Annotated in this window: 12 protein-coding genes; 2 read left to right on the top strand and 10 right to left on the bottom strand. The window is 43.5% G+C overall.

What is annotated here, in order from left to right:
* Positions 1 to 41 precede the first annotated feature (41 nt).
* Both G9G57_RS10635 and G9G57_RS10630 read right to left on the bottom strand, forming a co-directional pair.
* On the bottom strand, positions 42 to 1,259 hold the full coding sequence (locus G9G57_RS10635) for a macrolide family glycosyltransferase (RefSeq protein ID WP_017425599.1): 1,218 nt from the start codon (positions 1,257 to 1,259) through the stop codon (positions 42 to 44).
* A 220-nt stretch (positions 1,260 to 1,479) separates the two neighbouring features.
* Entirely contained in the window at positions 1,480 to 4,797 is a 3,318-nt protein-coding gene (locus G9G57_RS10630) for a pectinesterase family protein (RefSeq protein ID WP_164964925.1), read from the bottom strand.
* 187 nt (positions 4,798 to 4,984) lie between these two features.
* Here G9G57_RS10630 and G9G57_RS10625 point away from each other — a divergent pair, with 187 nt between their 5' ends.
* A complete protein-coding gene (locus G9G57_RS10625; protein WP_164964924.1) occupies positions 4,985 to 5,824 on the top strand; it encodes a helix-turn-helix transcriptional regulator in 840 nt (279 codons plus the stop codon).
* A gap of 227 nt (positions 5,825 to 6,051) precedes the next feature.
* Here the strand turns inward: G9G57_RS10625 and G9G57_RS10620 are convergent, their stop codons facing one another.
* From G9G57_RS10620 to G9G57_RS10585, 8 genes are all read right to left on the bottom strand, one after another.
* Positions 6,052 to 7,089 carry a threonine aldolase family protein gene (locus G9G57_RS10620; RefSeq protein WP_102997584.1) on the bottom strand — a complete coding sequence of 346 codons (1,038 nt, stop codon included), beginning with the start codon at positions 7,087 to 7,089 and terminating at the stop codon, positions 6,052 to 6,054.
* Positions 7,076 to 7,537: a MarR family winged helix-turn-helix transcriptional regulator gene (locus G9G57_RS10615; RefSeq protein ID WP_016820414.1), complete on the bottom strand. Its 462-nt coding sequence runs from the start codon at positions 7,535 to 7,537 to the stop codon at positions 7,076 to 7,078. The genes G9G57_RS10620 and G9G57_RS10615 overlap by 14 nt, the downstream gene beginning before the upstream one ends.
* Positions 7,538 to 7,689: 152 nt before the next feature.
* Positions 7,690 to 10,800, bottom strand: a complete 3,111-nt coding sequence (locus G9G57_RS10610) for an efflux RND transporter permease subunit (RefSeq protein WP_017425603.1) — start codon at positions 10,798 to 10,800, stop codon at positions 7,690 to 7,692.
* Positions 10,797 to 12,218, bottom strand: coding sequence for an efflux RND transporter periplasmic adaptor subunit (locus G9G57_RS10605; RefSeq protein ID WP_017425604.1), 1,422 nt, complete (start codon positions 12,216 to 12,218; stop codon positions 10,797 to 10,799). The genes G9G57_RS10610 and G9G57_RS10605 overlap by 4 nt, the downstream gene beginning before the upstream one ends.
* Before the next feature lie 173 nt (positions 12,219 to 12,391).
* Positions 12,392 to 13,042 carry a response regulator gene (locus G9G57_RS10600; protein ID WP_016820417.1) on the bottom strand — a complete coding sequence of 217 codons (651 nt, stop codon included), beginning with the start codon at positions 13,040 to 13,042 and terminating at the stop codon, positions 12,392 to 12,394.
* Entirely contained in the window at positions 13,039 to 14,271 is a 1,233-nt protein-coding gene (locus G9G57_RS10595) for a sensor histidine kinase (protein ID WP_017425605.1), read from the bottom strand. Before G9G57_RS10595 ends, G9G57_RS10600 begins: the two co-directional genes overlap by 4 nt.
* A gap of 252 nt (positions 14,272 to 14,523) precedes the next feature.
* Entirely contained in the window at positions 14,524 to 14,694 is a 171-nt protein-coding gene (locus tag G9G57_RS10590; protein ID WP_013373210.1) for a hypothetical protein, read from the bottom strand.
* An 18-nt stretch (positions 14,695 to 14,712) separates the two neighbouring features.
* Positions 14,713 to 14,907 (bottom strand): H-type small acid-soluble spore protein, encoded by a 195-nt coding sequence (locus G9G57_RS10585; RefSeq protein WP_016820419.1) that lies wholly within the window; start codon positions 14,905 to 14,907, stop codon positions 14,713 to 14,715.
* Between the two features lie 237 nt (positions 14,908 to 15,144).
* On the opposite strand from G9G57_RS10585, the gene G9G57_RS10580 reads away from it, so the two are divergent.
* Positions 15,145 to 16,344 (top strand): macrolide family glycosyltransferase, encoded by a 1,200-nt coding sequence (locus G9G57_RS10580; RefSeq protein WP_017425606.1) that lies wholly within the window; start codon positions 15,145 to 15,147, stop codon positions 16,342 to 16,344.
* The last annotated feature ends 46 nt before the right edge of the window (positions 16,345 to 16,390 follow it).

The following is a 16,390-nucleotide window of genomic DNA, read 5'->3' as shown; positions in this document are numbered from 1 at the left end:
AGCCCAAATTGGTTATAATAAGGAGCTGACGCACACGCACCTTATTTTTCTATAGTAGAGAAACGGCTCATAATTGCATCGGCCGCATACGTATAACCGCCAGCCTGACGGAGTGATTCGCCAATTACATGCGCCTGTTGTTTATAGATGGCTTGATTTAAAACCTCTACCAAAGCAGCTTTTAAGATAGCAGGGGTAAGCTCATTTTTATTCACAGCAATCCCTGCTCCCAGCTCTTGGACCCGATTGGCCACAAGCGGCTGATCCGATGTCATGGGAACCAGAACCATTGGCACGTTGTAATACAAGGCTTCGCTTGCACTGTTCATTCCCCCATGTGTGATAAATGCATCTACACGCTGGAGCATTTCCAGTTGCGGAATATAGGGCTTGATCATAAAATTGTCCGGGATACCATCCGCCAATAACTCCATCTCCGCATATTGGCCTGATGAGAGTACAAATTGCACAGGCAAATCACGAAATGCTTCAAAGCAAAGCTTGTAAAACTCCAAATCTCTATTAAGAATAGTTCCCAATGATATATAAACAACCTGCGGATACAAAACACGAAGCTGGTCGAACGGAAAAGAGGGCGCATCTTTACGAGGTACAATAGATGGACCTGCAAAAATATAGCTGTCATCCAGCTTTTCAGCTTGCGGTTGAAAATAACGGCTTGTATACACGACCTTTAGGCTGTGGGAATGTGAATCGAGTTCATCAATAGCAGGGACGGTAACCTGAAACTCATCAGCTAATTGATGTACTACTTTCATCGTATCATCATAAAGCGCTCTCACTTTTATGTCATGATCATCCCCGCCTTGATCAGAACCCAGAGGCTCTACGAAAGCAAACGAACAGACCGTACATACCGCAGGTATTGCCAGCCTCTCTGCTATAATTTTGCCTCCCCAACCCATCAAATAGTCATAAATCAAATAATCATACACCTTATTTTCAATTGCTTTCATAACCTTTGGAATAATCGGTTCAATCAAACCTTTAACGATCATATTCACGAATTGATAATGATGTTTATATTCAGCCGGCTTTAATACAGGATTGTGAATAAATGCATCCACACTAAATGGATAGGTGATCAGGTTTGCTCCCGTTTGTTGAATTCTCGTACCAAATTCCTCTGAACACACATAATCTACTTCCTCTCCCCTATCGACCAATTGCTTAATTAATCCTAATGACGGGTTAACATGGCCTTCAGCAGGCGTGATCACAACCAACACACGTGCCATCCTACACCTCCGACAACATAATGTATTTAAGAAAAAATGTTAGTTTTGTCCTTGATGATTTACACACTTCCCTCATTCAATATATAAAATATTTACCATAAAAACAAATGGTTTCAATTTTAGATTATGTATGCATCACATCCAAAATTGCTCACAAACACGCACATAAGCGGGGGAAAACGCTTGAAGCGCATCCCCCGCTTATCTATTGAATATACAATTATAGACGCCAATTCCAATGATCTGTCCCGCTCAGAACAGCTTCAACAGTGTACTGGTTTGCTTCGTCAGCCGTAAGCTGTTTGGCCCAAGGTACACGCCCGCTGCTTTCTGCACCTGGTCCAAAGTTATCGTACTCTCCAAATCTTGCAGTCTGCTCATTGGATTCCTTACCCCAATTGTTCCAACCACCTGGCTTGATATGGTCATCCATATAGGTTTTCAAAAAAGTAACATGTGCGTAAGGACGCCATGGTCGCCCAAGATCCACCTTGCCTGTCAAGCCAGCTTCGGTTGTCAGACGACACTGAGTAAATACAAAACCTGGCTGGTTCTCTTCCGTTGAAGCGGCTGTTACGTATCCGGCACGCAGGCTGTGTATGATCGAATTATCAAACACGGCAGGGGCATTGCCAAATATAAAATCTACACTGCCACTGATGTAACTGTCCTTAAAATATTGTCTGCCACGGTTCACGAGCAGTGTATCCTGTAGGCCAGTAATTTTGACATTGTGATACTTTCCACGATCACCTTCGGCATATAACGCTACAGCCTGCACCTGCCCGGTCCCTTCTGTGTTGGCGACCGTCACATTTTCCAACACAAAGTCAGGACTTTGCACACGCATAGTATAGCTATTGCTCGTTCCTAATTCTTTTCCGTCCACTACGGTCTTGGCCGTATCATCAAAAGCAATGATCGTTTTGTCCCGATCTTCCCCGATAATACTCAGATTTTTTTTGGAGGAATTTACTTTTACTTTTTCGCGGTACGTACCGTTTTTGAGATGGATAACAGTCCTTGTGTTGCTGTTGTCAGGGACTGCATCAATAGCTGCCTGGAGAGAGGTGTAGTCAGCAGGGCCATAGGTCGATACAACCACACTAGTGGGAGAAGTTCCTCCTGAGTCTGTTAGCTTGCGGACCTTAACATTGCTGAATTCCGACGTATTATAATTCCACACTTCATTTTGTTGTTTGGATGCATCAGTAGCTAACCCGAACAATAGCGGTTGATGATCCGGCAAATCTATAACGGTTTCACCAACCTTCTCCCAGTTCGTCACACCGTCTGCGGATACCCATCCGGTAAGCTTTTGTCCCTGTCGCACCAGACGAACCGAATATGGCGTTGGAATAAACGTCTCCATTGACGCACGCGTGGTTTTACCATCTGTTTGATCACGACTGATAAGAATCCCCTGTTTACCATATTTAACAAATGCTAAAGACATAAAGGCCATTTTTGATCCAGGCTTCAGCGATTCACGAATCATTACCCCTGCCTCGGCATTATCATCCACAGGGGTAATCTTCTCCACACGAGCTGTAATTTCACCGTCTCCCTCCCATTTCTGATAAGCATAATGGAAAAGATCAGCTTTTCCGTCAATATCCCCCGCCGATTTCAGTCGGATACTGCTGCCGTTTGCATCTTCTTTTAATACCTGAGTATGCCCTTTGATATAGCCATCGTTACCATCAGAGCCAACCTCTTCGCTGAGCCAGTTCCCCGTTGGTGCAGTCGTGTTGACATGGATGGTGACAGGATTGGAAAATGTAGCAGTCCTCTTGCGGTCTGTCACCCGTACAATAATGTAATGGGTGCCGTCCGTCACATGATTCCAACTGATTTGATAAGGCGCACCCTCTACTTTTCCAGCAAGTTTACCGTCAATGACAAATTCAACGTGAGCAATGCCATCTTGATCCTTGGCCGTTGCAGTTATGGTCGCATCACGTCCGGCTTCCAAAATATCGTTATGCTTCAGTGAACGTCCACCTTCATCCGATACCTGAACGAAGGCCTCCGGATTATCCACCTCACTGCCATTGGACAGCTTCTCAATGAGATCATTTAAATAAACTTCCAGATTCGTATAGCCCTTGGCAAAATGAGCATACTCGCCTGTACCGGCAAGCTCCTGACCGTTGCGGTCGTCTGCATTTTTGGGATCCAGCCCATGGGCACGTTCCCATTCATCCGGCATGCCATCATGATCACTGTCAGTAAGCTCCGTGTTGGTTACGCTATAATCATCGTAAATCCAGCCTGCCTCACGCGGGGAGTTGATAAACGCACCCGTTCCATTCTTCACATCATTCATAATGCGGGCGTCCACCGCATCTCTTCTTGGCAGCGTGGCTCCTGAACCAGCAAGCACCTCAGTGTATGCGGTCTGTGCATCTGTCGCTTGATATGGACCATACGCATCCGGTGAAATCCCGTTGTCGTATTCCCCTCTGACTTCAATCGGCTCTGCCAAACGAGTGGAAGGGTCAATAATCGATCCAATGGATGTTCCAAGCTGCCAGTTGTCCTTAGTAACCGATTCGTTGCCGTACATGTAGTTGCCACCAATAAACATGCGTGTTTTATATTTTTTACTCCCCACGTCTACAAAGATTTGACTCCGCACGTCCTTATATGTGTTGGGGCCATACTTATAATAGTTATTCAGCACATTATACGATCCTTCACCGCCACCGTAGGAAGAGAAAAATCCCCAGTTATATATGACATTATTGGTCATTTCCACAGCGTCGATTTGTTTTTTATCAGTTGGGAACCGTGGATTGCGGCTTGCATTGTGAGCCAGCAAGTTATGATGATAGGTGGAATTCCGACCACCCCATATACCGCCATAGCCGTGGCGGCCTTTCTGGTGCGTAGTCATTAGCATACTTTCGGATGCAATAGACCATTGTACTGTCGTATTCACGTTATCGTACAAACTTAGTACCTCATCCACCGACCAGCTAAAGGAACAGTGATCAATCATAATGTTTTTATGGTACCTGGCTCCTAACGCGTCATCCTCACTGGGGTAACGATCAGTTAATCGAAAACGCAGGTAACGGAGAATGACGTTATCTGCATCAATCCCTGTTGTGTAATCGCTTACAATTATGCCGTCGCCAGGAGCTGTCTGACCTGCAACCGTCAGGTTGTTGCCCAGGATTTTAAGTGGCTCCTTCAGATGAATGGTTCCACCCACCCGGAATACGACCGTCCGATTATCGGAGCTGACCGCTGCACGAAGAGATCCGGGGATCACCTGCTCACCTTTGCCGTAGTCTGCCAGCGTGGTAACTTCGTATACTTCACCTCCGCGTCCACCGGTAACATATTTACCGCCACCTTCAGCCCCCGGAAACGCCGGAATATTCGTCGCTATATTTTCTACTTTCTCCACTTTCCCCATCTCTGTCCCTACCGCAGTCTCTGCTTGGATCAATGGTGGGCACAAGGTCAACAACATTGAACCCACAACCACATTGCATAGCACCTTTCTCCATGTACGCTGCTTGCTCATATTCTGTTTCCTCCCTAAGATTTTCTTTCACATCAGCGCATACTTTTATAAAAGAATGATCCGAGACGTTCAGAAGTGTCTTCACCTCCTTTCATCAATCTTTTCTGCTTTTACCGTGGGCAGGTGTCATATATACTATGGATATATGAATGCGCTTACTTATCTTAATTTGCAAAGGAAGAAGCACATGAATGAAATAAAGGAAGACAAATATGTCATCGGAGAACAACAATTCTCCATTCATCACATCTACCGTACCGGCTTCACCGTTATGCCCAGACCTCATGTTCATGACAATTATGAGCTGTATTTTTTGCTGCAGGGCGAACGCATCTACTTTATGAACGGCAAGGTATACACCGCTCGCAAGGGCGATCTGATATTCATCCTCCCTCATGACTTACACTCTACCGCCAGTACACAATTGGAGGAAACAGAACGCATTTTGATTCATTTTTCCCCGACGTTTCTCCCACAGCAGGATCATGACATTCTGGATCTACCGCCGTACCAGCAATCTGCGTTGCTTCGCTTACCGGCTAGAGAGCAAGTCGAAGTTGAACGGCTGTTCCTACAAATGAATACCGAATGTAGGAATAAGCAGCCTCTGCATGACCGCTGTGTACAGCATTTGCTGCTGGAAATGCTTATCCTGGTGCACCGATCGGAAGCGGCCGAGCGTAGTGAACTTGTTTCCTCTCATCCCATGCATCAGAAAATCACAGAAATCTCGTCTTTTATTCAGGACCATTTCAATGAGCCGTTAACTCTCGAACAAGTGGCCGCCTGCTTTTTTATTAGTCCGGCTTACCTAAGCCGCATCTTTCTAAAATTGACTGGCTTTCATTTCAGCGAGTACATCCGCGTAGTGAGGGTCAGGGCGGCTCAAACCAGACTGCGAACCACCAAAGACAAAATCCAGCACATTGCGGAGGATGTCGGCTTCGGTCATGCCTCCCATTTTAGTAAAATCTTTAAAAAAATAACCGGACTCTCCCCTCTTCAATACCGTAAACAGGTTCGATAGGTATTCAGTGTAAATAATTAGGCGTTAATTTTATACATCCACTCTTGTCTTGTTTTTCCATTTTTATATCTGCTTGCTCTTTCATGGAACTAAAGACAAGCCACTTGGATTAGGTAAATTACATAACAAAAAAGCCATACTTCGCTGCAATGTATGCAACGAAGTATGGCCTATTACATCATCCATTCTATAATTTCAAGATGATATTCATCGTTTATCCATGACCTTTATTGTAATGCTTTGATATCCTGTAGCAGCATTTCAATATTTTCTTTCTTTGTGGCCCAACTGGTGCAGAATCGAACAGCAGTATGGGTATCATCAGTCTTTTCCCAAAAGGAGTAAGTATATTTTTCGCTCAATGCCTGTAATATACGATCTGCAATAATCGGAAACTGCTGATTGGTTGTTGAATGATATTGGAAAGAAAATCCTTGCTCGGATAATCCTTTTTGCAGCAGCATGGCCATATCTATGGCGTGTTTGGAAATCTCAAAGTATAAACCGTCTTCAAACAGCGTTTCAAACTGAATGCCCAGCATTCTCCCCTTAGCCAGCAGCCCTCCTTTTTGCTTGATCATGTATCTGAAATCTTGTTTCAAAGCATCATTTAGGATAACTACGGCTTCGCCCATCATTGCTCCAATTTTAGTGCCGCCTATATAAAACACATCGCACAGCTTGGCTATATCTGCCAAAGATGCATCACTATCCTCTGCAACCAAACCATAGCCTAAGCGGGCTCCATCTATAAACAGCGGTAAACCATATTCACGACAGACTTTACTTAACACTTCCAGCTCCGATCGGCTATAGATCGTTCCATTCTCGGTCGGTTGAGAAATATAAACCATCCCGGGTTGTACACAGTGCTCAGGAGCAGAATCACTCCAGTGAGCGTCGTATAGTTCCTTTACCTGCTCACCCCGGATTTTCCCATCCTCGCTTGGCAATGTCAGTACTTTATGTCCAATAGCCTCAATTGCTCCGGTCTCATGCACAGCAATATGTCCAGAAGTTGCCGCAATCACACCTTGATGCGGACGCAAAATCGAAGAAATGACCGTTGTATTGGTCTGTGTGCCTCCAACCAAAAAGTGTACATCCGCATTTTCGGAGTCACATGCTTTTTTAATATAAGCTTTGGCTTTTTCACAATGATCGTCCACACCATAGCCTGGGGTTTGTTCCTCATTCGTCTCCAGTAGTCGCTTTAAAATACGCTCATGAGCACCTTCGGTATAGTCGCATTCAAATCGTATCATTCTGTATCCTCTCCGAAATATCCAATTTCTTCTGAATTAACAACATAGATGCATGTAATTCTGTAATCTCTTCTTCTGAAAGTCCTTGAACTAATCTTAGAATTTGTTCATCAGATCTTTCATTCAATTGGTTGTAGAACGTTTTTCCTTTGGGTGTCAGACGAATTAGATTTGTTCTATTATCCAACGTTGAATTTTCCTTAACAAGAAAGCCCTCTTTGCAAAATTTAGCAATGATCCTGCTCATATAGCTGCGATCAATTTGAAGAGATTCGACCAGAGTATTCGCAATACACGGTTCGATCAACCCGATCTCTATAATGACACGTGCCTCGGTAAAGGAATATCCGCTATCCAGCACATGTCTGTCTAAAACACCAAGTAAATTCGTATAGAACCGATTAAAACGCCTCATATCCGCTATGATATTAGCATCGATATTGACCATAACTCCCCCTATTTAGTGGACTTTTGCAACAATTATAGTAATGATATTTGTTGACTCTGTCAACAAATAAAAAGATCGTACATAAAGACATTCGCCTCATGTACGATCCGTATTTATAAGAAAAATTGCAGTATATTCTTATCTGTATTTACCTACATGGTCAATGAGCTATCGGTATTTATAGACTTTTCCTGCTTCTGCTTCCGCTTCAGCTTCAGATGAGCTACGACCATATACAGAGTCGGTACAACAAACAAGGTTAAAATGGTCGAAAAGATCAGTCCAAAAATAATGGTCGTTGCCAACGGTTTGAAGAGGATTTCCCCTATTGTGGCAATAGGGATCATACCCACAATCGCAGTTAGCGAAGTAAGCAAGATCGGACGGAAACGGGCAGAACATGCCATAAGAATTGCGTCTGTCAGTTCGGCTCCTTCACGCCGCGCATCTTCAATAAACTCTATCAACACAATACCGTTGCGCACGACGATACCGGCCAGTGAAATGATACCCATAATACTCATGAATCCAATTGGCATGCCTGAAATAAAGCTTCCAAGAATTCCGCCTGCCGCTGCCAGATACACAGTGGTCATAATAATGAGCGGTGTGGAGACGGAGTAAAACTGCATCGTGATCAAGAGTAGGATGAGAAACACAACAATAATAGCTAACTTGCCCAAATCTGTAAAAATATCAGATTGCGCGGATGTTTCTCCGCCCATCTCCCAGGTATAGCCTGGTTCAAACTGTGTATGGGTTAGTTTGCTACGGATGTCATTAGTGAGTTCTGTAGCCGTACGCCCATTTGCATTGGCTGAGATCGTTACTGTCCGCTCCAAATCATAGCGGTGGATTTGCTGAATGGAAAAGTCCGGTTTCATCGTGACTAACTGGGATAAGGGAATTTGCTCTTTTGCCGCATTGGTTACACTTAATTGCTGGAACAATACCTCAGGATCATCGTTTGGTTTATTCATGTATATATTGATATCCAGTAGTTCCTTACCTGTATCAAAATCCGTTACATTAACTCCGTCACCCATTAACAGCAGCGTACGTGTCAAATTGGAATAGCTAACCCGATATTTATCCAATGCTTGTGGATTGACTTGGAAATTCAGATTATAGCTTTGCATTCCCATATTATCGGTCACATCAACAGCTCCGGGGGTCGCCGCAACCATTTCTTTGACTTTAGCTGTCATGTTTTGCAGTTTATCGATGTCTTCTCCCTTCATACGGATAGACACCGCACTGCCGACCGGGATACCTAATTGAGGAACCCGAATGCTGATCAATGCAGATGGATATTTGGCTTGAAGCGTATGAGTCCAGCTATCCACTGTTTTTTGGAGATCGAATAGCCCCTCTTTTCCAACGACAGCAAGTTGACCGTTGACCGCTCCCCCGGAGCCGTGACCGCCTGCAACATCGCTATACATCTGAGGCGCTCCTCCACCTGCCGTTGCCGACAGCCGTTCTGTTTCTGGTTGTTTTTTGACCCACATGCCAATCTCGTTAATAACCCGATTGGTTGCCTGCAACGACGTTCCTTCTGGCATCGTTACGCTGATGGTGGCATCTGCTTGATCGGATTCTGGGAATAGTTGAATGGGAACAACCGCAAGTAGTCCATAAGCGGCTGTACCAATCATAAGACCAACCAGCGCTGTTAAAAGTGGACGCCGTAGTATTCTTGGCATCCAGTTTTTAGAGTACACATTGGATAGAGACTGGATTTGATGCCCCAGAAGCCCAGGTGGCTTAACGGTTTGGTTCCTCTCTTTTCCTTTACGACGTTGATCATACCATTGGCGGAAAATAGGAATAATCGTTAGTGACATAATCATGGAAGCCAGCATGGTTAACGAAATAACGGTAGGGATCGGTTTAATAAAGTCTCCGATATTACCCGGCAGGAATAACAGCGGGGCAAATGCTGCAACCGTAGCTAGCGTAGCTGTAATGATCGATAAGGACACCTCTTTGGTTCCTTTAATGGCTGCCTCCGTAGCATTTTCCCCAAATTCAGAGCGTCGGCGTTCAATGTTGTCATTGACCACGACCGCATCATCAACCAATATCCCTAGCACGATGATGAGTCCGATGACTGATATTTGATTCAGCGTAGTTCCTGTCATGGGCAAGAAAATAAAGCCGATGGCGATGGAAACAGGAATGGCCAACGCTACAAATGCAGAAGTTAGCAAATTCAAACCTAAAGTACATATCACAATGACCGATAAAATAGCAATAATCATCTCTTTGGTCAGATTTCCAAATATTTCACTCACTCGATCATTTTGTGCAAAAAGCAGTTCAAAATGTACATTCTTCGGCAAACTGCTCGCAAGTTCATTGATTTTAGCTGTTGTTGCCTTGGAAACTGTAGGCACGTCTGTGCCTATATCTCCACTCACACTGATCGAAATAGCAGGCTTGGTATTCACATACGTATAACTAGCTGCTTTTTTAAAAACAAGCGAGGCAGTACCTATATCCTTCAAAGATATCGGAAATCCATCGTCATTGCTTGAAATCTGGACATTATTCAGAATCGATGGGTCCGTTGAGGCATTTACCGTCAGCTGATAAGTACGCTCATTGAAATCCATACTTCCTGTAGGAACTCTATCATTCTCATCCTTGATCGCTTGGACAACCTGCTCCCAGGAGAGGTTATATTGTTGCATCTTTTGCGTGTCTAAACTAACTCGTACCTCTTGCTCGGGTACTCCTTGAATATTGACCTGCGAAATACCAGGGACTGTTTTTAATTGATCTTTCCATTTGTTCATTAATTCATTTAACGAATATAAATCCTCCACCTTATCAGAAGTAATCGCATATGAACCAATGAAAGAGCTAGTCATGCTATCATTGATCATAGGCTGCATCGCGTCCTCTGGAAGCTCAGATTGTGCATCCTGCACCTTTGTACGAAGATCAGCCCATACTTTGGTCGGGTCCGCATCATTCAAAGCTTCTATGATGATACTGGATTGGCCTTTCGATGAAGTAGAGGAAATCGTTTTGACACCTTGTACTGCTTTAATTTTCTGTTCCATGATCTTAGTAATGGTTTGCTCGATTCTTTCAGGTGAGGCACCCGGATAGATCGTTGTAACACTAGCTGTCATAGGAATAACATCAGGCTGCTCCTGTTTGGGTAATGATGTAAAATTGAAGAGCCCTAGCAGTATGCACATGCCAAAGAAAATAAGCGTAATTTTCTGCTTTTTAACAATATATTTAATCATTCGGACGACTCCTCCGCTTTCCCAAGCACATCATTCCCAATTAAATCGCCATTAAATAAGGTTCCTGCTCCTTGTGTAACGATTTGATCGCCTGCCTGTAGTCCGGAGAGAACTTCGAATTGATTATTCGTCACTTTTCCCACTTTAATCGTGGTTTTAACAGCCTTACCATTCACAGCTTTAAATATATAAGGGTCACTTCCATTGCTAATCACGGCTTCCACAGGCACTAACAGTGCTTCCGCTTGATTCACACTTTTAGATGCGCTGATGACTTGACCAGGTTTCCAATTCAGTTCAGGATTAGGAATGCTGACTTCCACATTAATACTGCCCGTTTTGGTATTCGTGGATGGATAGATCTGAGTAACAGTCCCTGTTCTAATTTCATCATAGAGAGAAATATTTACTTTTTGGTTTTTCTTCCATGATAAGATTTCGCTATCCGGTACGGGCAGAAGTACTTTTAAGGTCTTGATATTCCCGACAATGAATGCCTCACTTCCACTGGAACCCAGTTGACCATCGGCTACTTTTTTTTCAATGACCACGCCAGTGATCGGGGAGGTTAAAGTCGCTTTTTTAAGTGACAAGGATGACTGTTCATAAGCAGCCAATGCATCCTCATAGGTAGCCTGCGCTTGAGCTTTACTGGCTAGCCCTTGCTGTTTCGTAGCAATAGCGGTCTCCAGCCCTGCTCTGGCCTGCTCTATACCAGCTGAAGCCTGGGTACGTTGTTCCTGCGAGGCGCCTGCAAGCAAGAGAGACAGCTGCTCTTGTGCGTCACTTAAACTTTTTTGTGCATTCGTTAATTCCAGCTGTGCATTCTCATTTTCCGACAATGATGCTGCGCCTGCCTGGAACAGGCTCTGCGTCCGTGCGGCATCCGCCTTTTTCTTATTGTAAGCATTGGTTGCCGCAGTAACCGCATTTTGTGACTGGGCAATTTCCTGTTTTTTGGCGCCATTGTTCAATTCCTGCAATTTCGATTGGGCCGCATCGACCTGGGATTGCGAACTATGAATACCCGCCTGTGCCGATTGAACAGAAGCCTCCGCTTGGCTAAGACCAGCCTTTGCCTTCTCCATGGTTGCCTTGGCCCGATCCAGTTGCAACTGGTAAGCAGATGTATCCAACTTCGCAAGGACGCTCCCTTTTTCTACGGAGTCCCCTACCTCCACCATAGTGTTCAATATACGTCCATCCGCTTCAAAGGAAACACTAGCTTCATTACTTGCCTGCAATGTTCCCGCCAAATTAAAATCATTGGCTAAAGGTTTCATTACAAGTTTCTCTACTTTTACTGGGTGACTGGCTTGTGTTACAGAGTTCTCCGTTGCACTGGAGCAACCGGAAGCTACTATAGCTAATGCAATCCCTGTAATCATGATCCTGATTTCTTTTCTCTTCAACTTCATGTCATCCTCCCTGATTCTCTCTTCTAAAGGTGCTATCAGCAACCCGTGGGTCAAGTAAACTTTTTCATTTCTTGTTTCATGTTATAACAATGAACACACAAAAAAATCGTACAAAGGGGCAAGCACCTTATGTACGACTGGGCAATGAAATAACATATATTTAGTTAACATCTCTAAAGCTGTAAAATACCACGCTCCAACGAAACAGCAACGGCTTCGGATCTAGAATCAACACCAAGCTTGTTATAAATATTCGTTAAATGCGCTTTGACGGTACGCTCGGAAATTCCCATATCAAAGGCAATTTCTTTGCTTTTAAAACCGTGTGCAACCGACTTTAATATGTGCCTTTCCTTATCAGTAAGAACTAAGCTGCTTTCGTGCGGCTCTGGCTTGGCTTCTTTCTTATTCGTTGCAGCGAACACCCTAGCTGTTATTTCTGGCTGAAGCAACGTTTCGCCTCTAAGTGCTGACTCAATCGTGCGAAATAAGTTTTCCCGACTGGTATCTTTTAATAAATATCCCTTTGCCCCTAAAGAAAGTCCTTTAATCATGAGATCATCTTCGTTATAGGTAGTCAGGATAATGACTGGCGTTTCATTTTGTTTTTCTCTGAGGGCTTTCATAGTTTCCAAACCACTCATTTGTGGCATATATAAATCCAACAATATGACATCCGGTTGGAGTTCTTCGATCAGTTTAAGAGCTGTTGTACCTTCTCCGGCTTCACCAATAACTTCATAGCTGTCATTGGTCTCCAACACCAGCTTTAACCCTTCTCTAACGACCCAATGATCATCGACGATTAAAATCTTGTATTTCATGATAGGTCTCCTTTAGTAAGAGGCGCCTCTATTTTTATAGCTGTACCTTCTTGAACTATACTGTTGATATTTATGTTTCCACCCAGCATCCGTACACGTTCATGCATACCTATAATTCCGTAATGTCCTGTCTGCTTGGCAATAATATCCTTATCAAATCCTTTGCCATCATCGCGAATCTCGATTTCAATCTTGCCTTCGTTATCTAAAATATGAATCCATACGGTATTCGCATGTGAATGCTTCGCTACATTGGTTAAACATTCGCTTATTATAAACAATCCATGTTCGAACAACAGTCTGGGGACGGAAGCTTTAATTTTGATGTTGCGTATTACTCGAATGCTCGTAGCCATAGTAAATCGCTGTATTTCTTCCTCCACGGCCTCTGCAAAATCAACCTCCGAGATGGTTTTCGAACGCAGATTGTCTATAGCTCGTCTCGAATCAGACAATGTTCTTCGCACTTGTGACATCGATTGTTGGACGATCTCCTGAGCCCTTTGCGTACTTCCTTTTGTCAGATGAGCATCAATGGCTTCAAGCTGCATGATTAGCCCAGCAAGCCCTTGAGCCAGCGTATCATGCAGATCACGAGCCATACGTTGTCGTTCATTGGCAATTGTAAGTTCTTCCACCTTTTGATGTGCGGCTTCAAGCTCTTTCAGAACATTTTGCGTGCGGATTCGTGCTTTGACTTGTTTGAGAAAAAGAACCGCATAAGCTACTATAACAACGACAATTAGAAAAAATAGCGGGATGAACAACACAAATTGCCTGCCCTCATTGTGAGAGACCACAGCCACACAAAAAAGCACATAGGAGATCAAAAATACAAGAATAACCTTGAGCGGCTTATAATAAATACCTATACTCTGACCCACCAAAACGGGCATTAGCCCCACCAGTACTATGGAGAAACTGTCAGGTAGAAGAAATGCACTTGCAAAGATCAAGCCCCCTTGTACAACAAAATAAGCCCATGAAAAATATTTTGCAACTCTATGAGCATGCAAGTACAAGAGGATGTGCAATATGATGATTACAGTAAACAAGGAACTTTGCAGCAGATATAAACCACCGAACAAATGTTGAAGAATGACAGACTCACTATAAATTATAAAAATCCATATAATAGTTAATATTTTCGAAATGTCCTTGTTCTCAACTTCACCTGCACTTATTTCCGGATCTAGATTTTGAACCTGTACATTGAATTCATCGTTCATAATTCCCTCCTACAATTCTGAATTCATGCTTTTCAACTTATTAGAGACAATGCCGCTATGAGCAGCTGGTCCATTTCGTTTGAACAGAAATCATGTATAACTTATTTTACAAAAAAACGAAAAGAAAAAAACGTACACACGGGCAGCTTCACTTGTACGTTTGGGCATTGAATACTTTTTGTTCGATACGATCCAATTATACGTCATATAAAAAGCACGCAACAGGTTATCCTGTGCGCGCTTGTCCACTCCCTATTCTTCTTCCAACTCATCTGGTACATCATATTTATTGATATGCGAGGTCATTGCTGCAACAGCTTCGCTGGCATCTGTTGTGGCCGGTACTTCTCTGACCACATCGTCCGTCTGATCACGAAAATTCAAACGATCTGCCTCGATTTCTTTCTGTTGATTGGGTTTCACTTTTCATATCGCTCCTTTCTATTCAAGGGTTTGATCTCGTTCTGTTAACGCGTACAAAGGCACTTCCCGTTCCTCTTCCGGATTGTTCAGCGCATAGATTCGTGCCGTCTCACGTTGTTCGTTCACATGCTGAATGTAGATGGGTAACCCATCGCACAACACATTTGCCATGATGGAAGAGGACGCTATTTCTTGTGCTCTTTGGACATTCATTTAGAAAAAACCTCCCTCGCTAAATAGGTTCGTCTTTACTATGCACGAGGTAAATATTTGTTATACACATTTCATGCCAACATGTCCTTGTCTTATTCTTTTGAATTATGTTGACTGTTTTAAAACGCAATTATGAAAGGATATCATTTGAAAAAATAAATATTATTGTTATTATGGATTGAGAGATTCAGTTAAAACTGCATCTTAAATGAAAGAGAAGGAAAGGAGTAAGGATGGATGTTAAATGTATTAATGGTTAATTTTCCGGCAGAAGGACATGTAAACCCCACGCTTGGGATCACACAAGCCTTTGCAGCACGAGGGGACCAGGTTCATTACATTACAACTGAGAAATACAAGAATAGACTCGAAGCAGTTGGAGCGAAGGTTCACCTGCATCCTGATCTGGTCAGGACTGCTTCCATTGATACCAACACTCCGGCAGGACTGAACGCATTTTTGAATATTCATATCCAGACTTCGATGGACATCTTAGCCATCACTCAGGAGCTGTCCGAGCGTATTCAATTTGACTTGGTGTTCTATGATCGATTCGGAGCTGGTGAATTAGTAAGAGATTATTTGAATATTCCAGGCATTTCTTCATCCCCATCTTTTCTCATTTCAAATCATCTGATGGCTGCCAATCTCTTCCGCTCCGACGCTAAAGTACCGTTTCAGCCTGATGAACAAGTCACATCTTCACTGCATCTCATGAAAGAAAGGTTCGGTGTTGCTCCCAAAGAGCTGGTTCAATTTATGAACAATTCAGGAGCTTTGAATGTCGTATATACGAGCAGATATTTTCAACCGAATGGTGGACAATTTGGGGACGAGCATCTTTTTATTGGCCCCAGCTTCCCGGAGCGCAAAAGAGAAAATTCATTCCCGCTAGACAGACTACAGGGTAAAAAGGTTTTGTATATTTCGATGGGAACTGTTCTAGACCATACTGAGGACTTTTTTAACACCTGCATTGAGGCTTTTTCCGATTTTGAAGGCATCGTCGTGATTGCGGCTGGCGAAAAAGCTAACTTTACGAAAATTAATCCTGCCCCTGAGCACTTTATCATCTCACCCTATGTACCTCAATTGGAGGTATTACGTCATACAGATGTCTTTATTACTCATGGTGGAATGAACAGTGTGAATGAAGGAATTCACTTTAATGTCCCCTTGGTGGTGCTGCCTCAGGACAAAGATCAGCCCATGGTCGCACAGCGATTAACTGAACTTCAGGCTGGCTATCGAATAACTAAAGATCAAATCAATGCACAATCGTTAAGAGATGCCGTACGTGAGGTCGTGTCAAACGCAGCGTATAAAGAGGGCGTACAAAAAATTAATGAAAGCTTCCAGCAATCCGGCGGTACAGAAGAAGCCCTCACCAAAATTGATGCTTATCTTGATGCTTATCTGCAAAATAAGCGCGCCTAAAATTACACAAGCAAAATGGCCACAAAAAACAGGAACCTGACCATCA

Origin of the sequence: Paenibacillus sp. EKM211P (assembly GCF_011066175.1) — a bacterium.
In the GTDB taxonomy this organism is placed as follows: Bacteria; Bacillota; Bacilli; order Paenibacillales; family Paenibacillaceae; genus Paenibacillus; species Paenibacillus polymyxa.
Note: the sequence above shows the minus strand (reverse complement) of the source record. Positions and strands in the feature narration are given on the sequence as shown.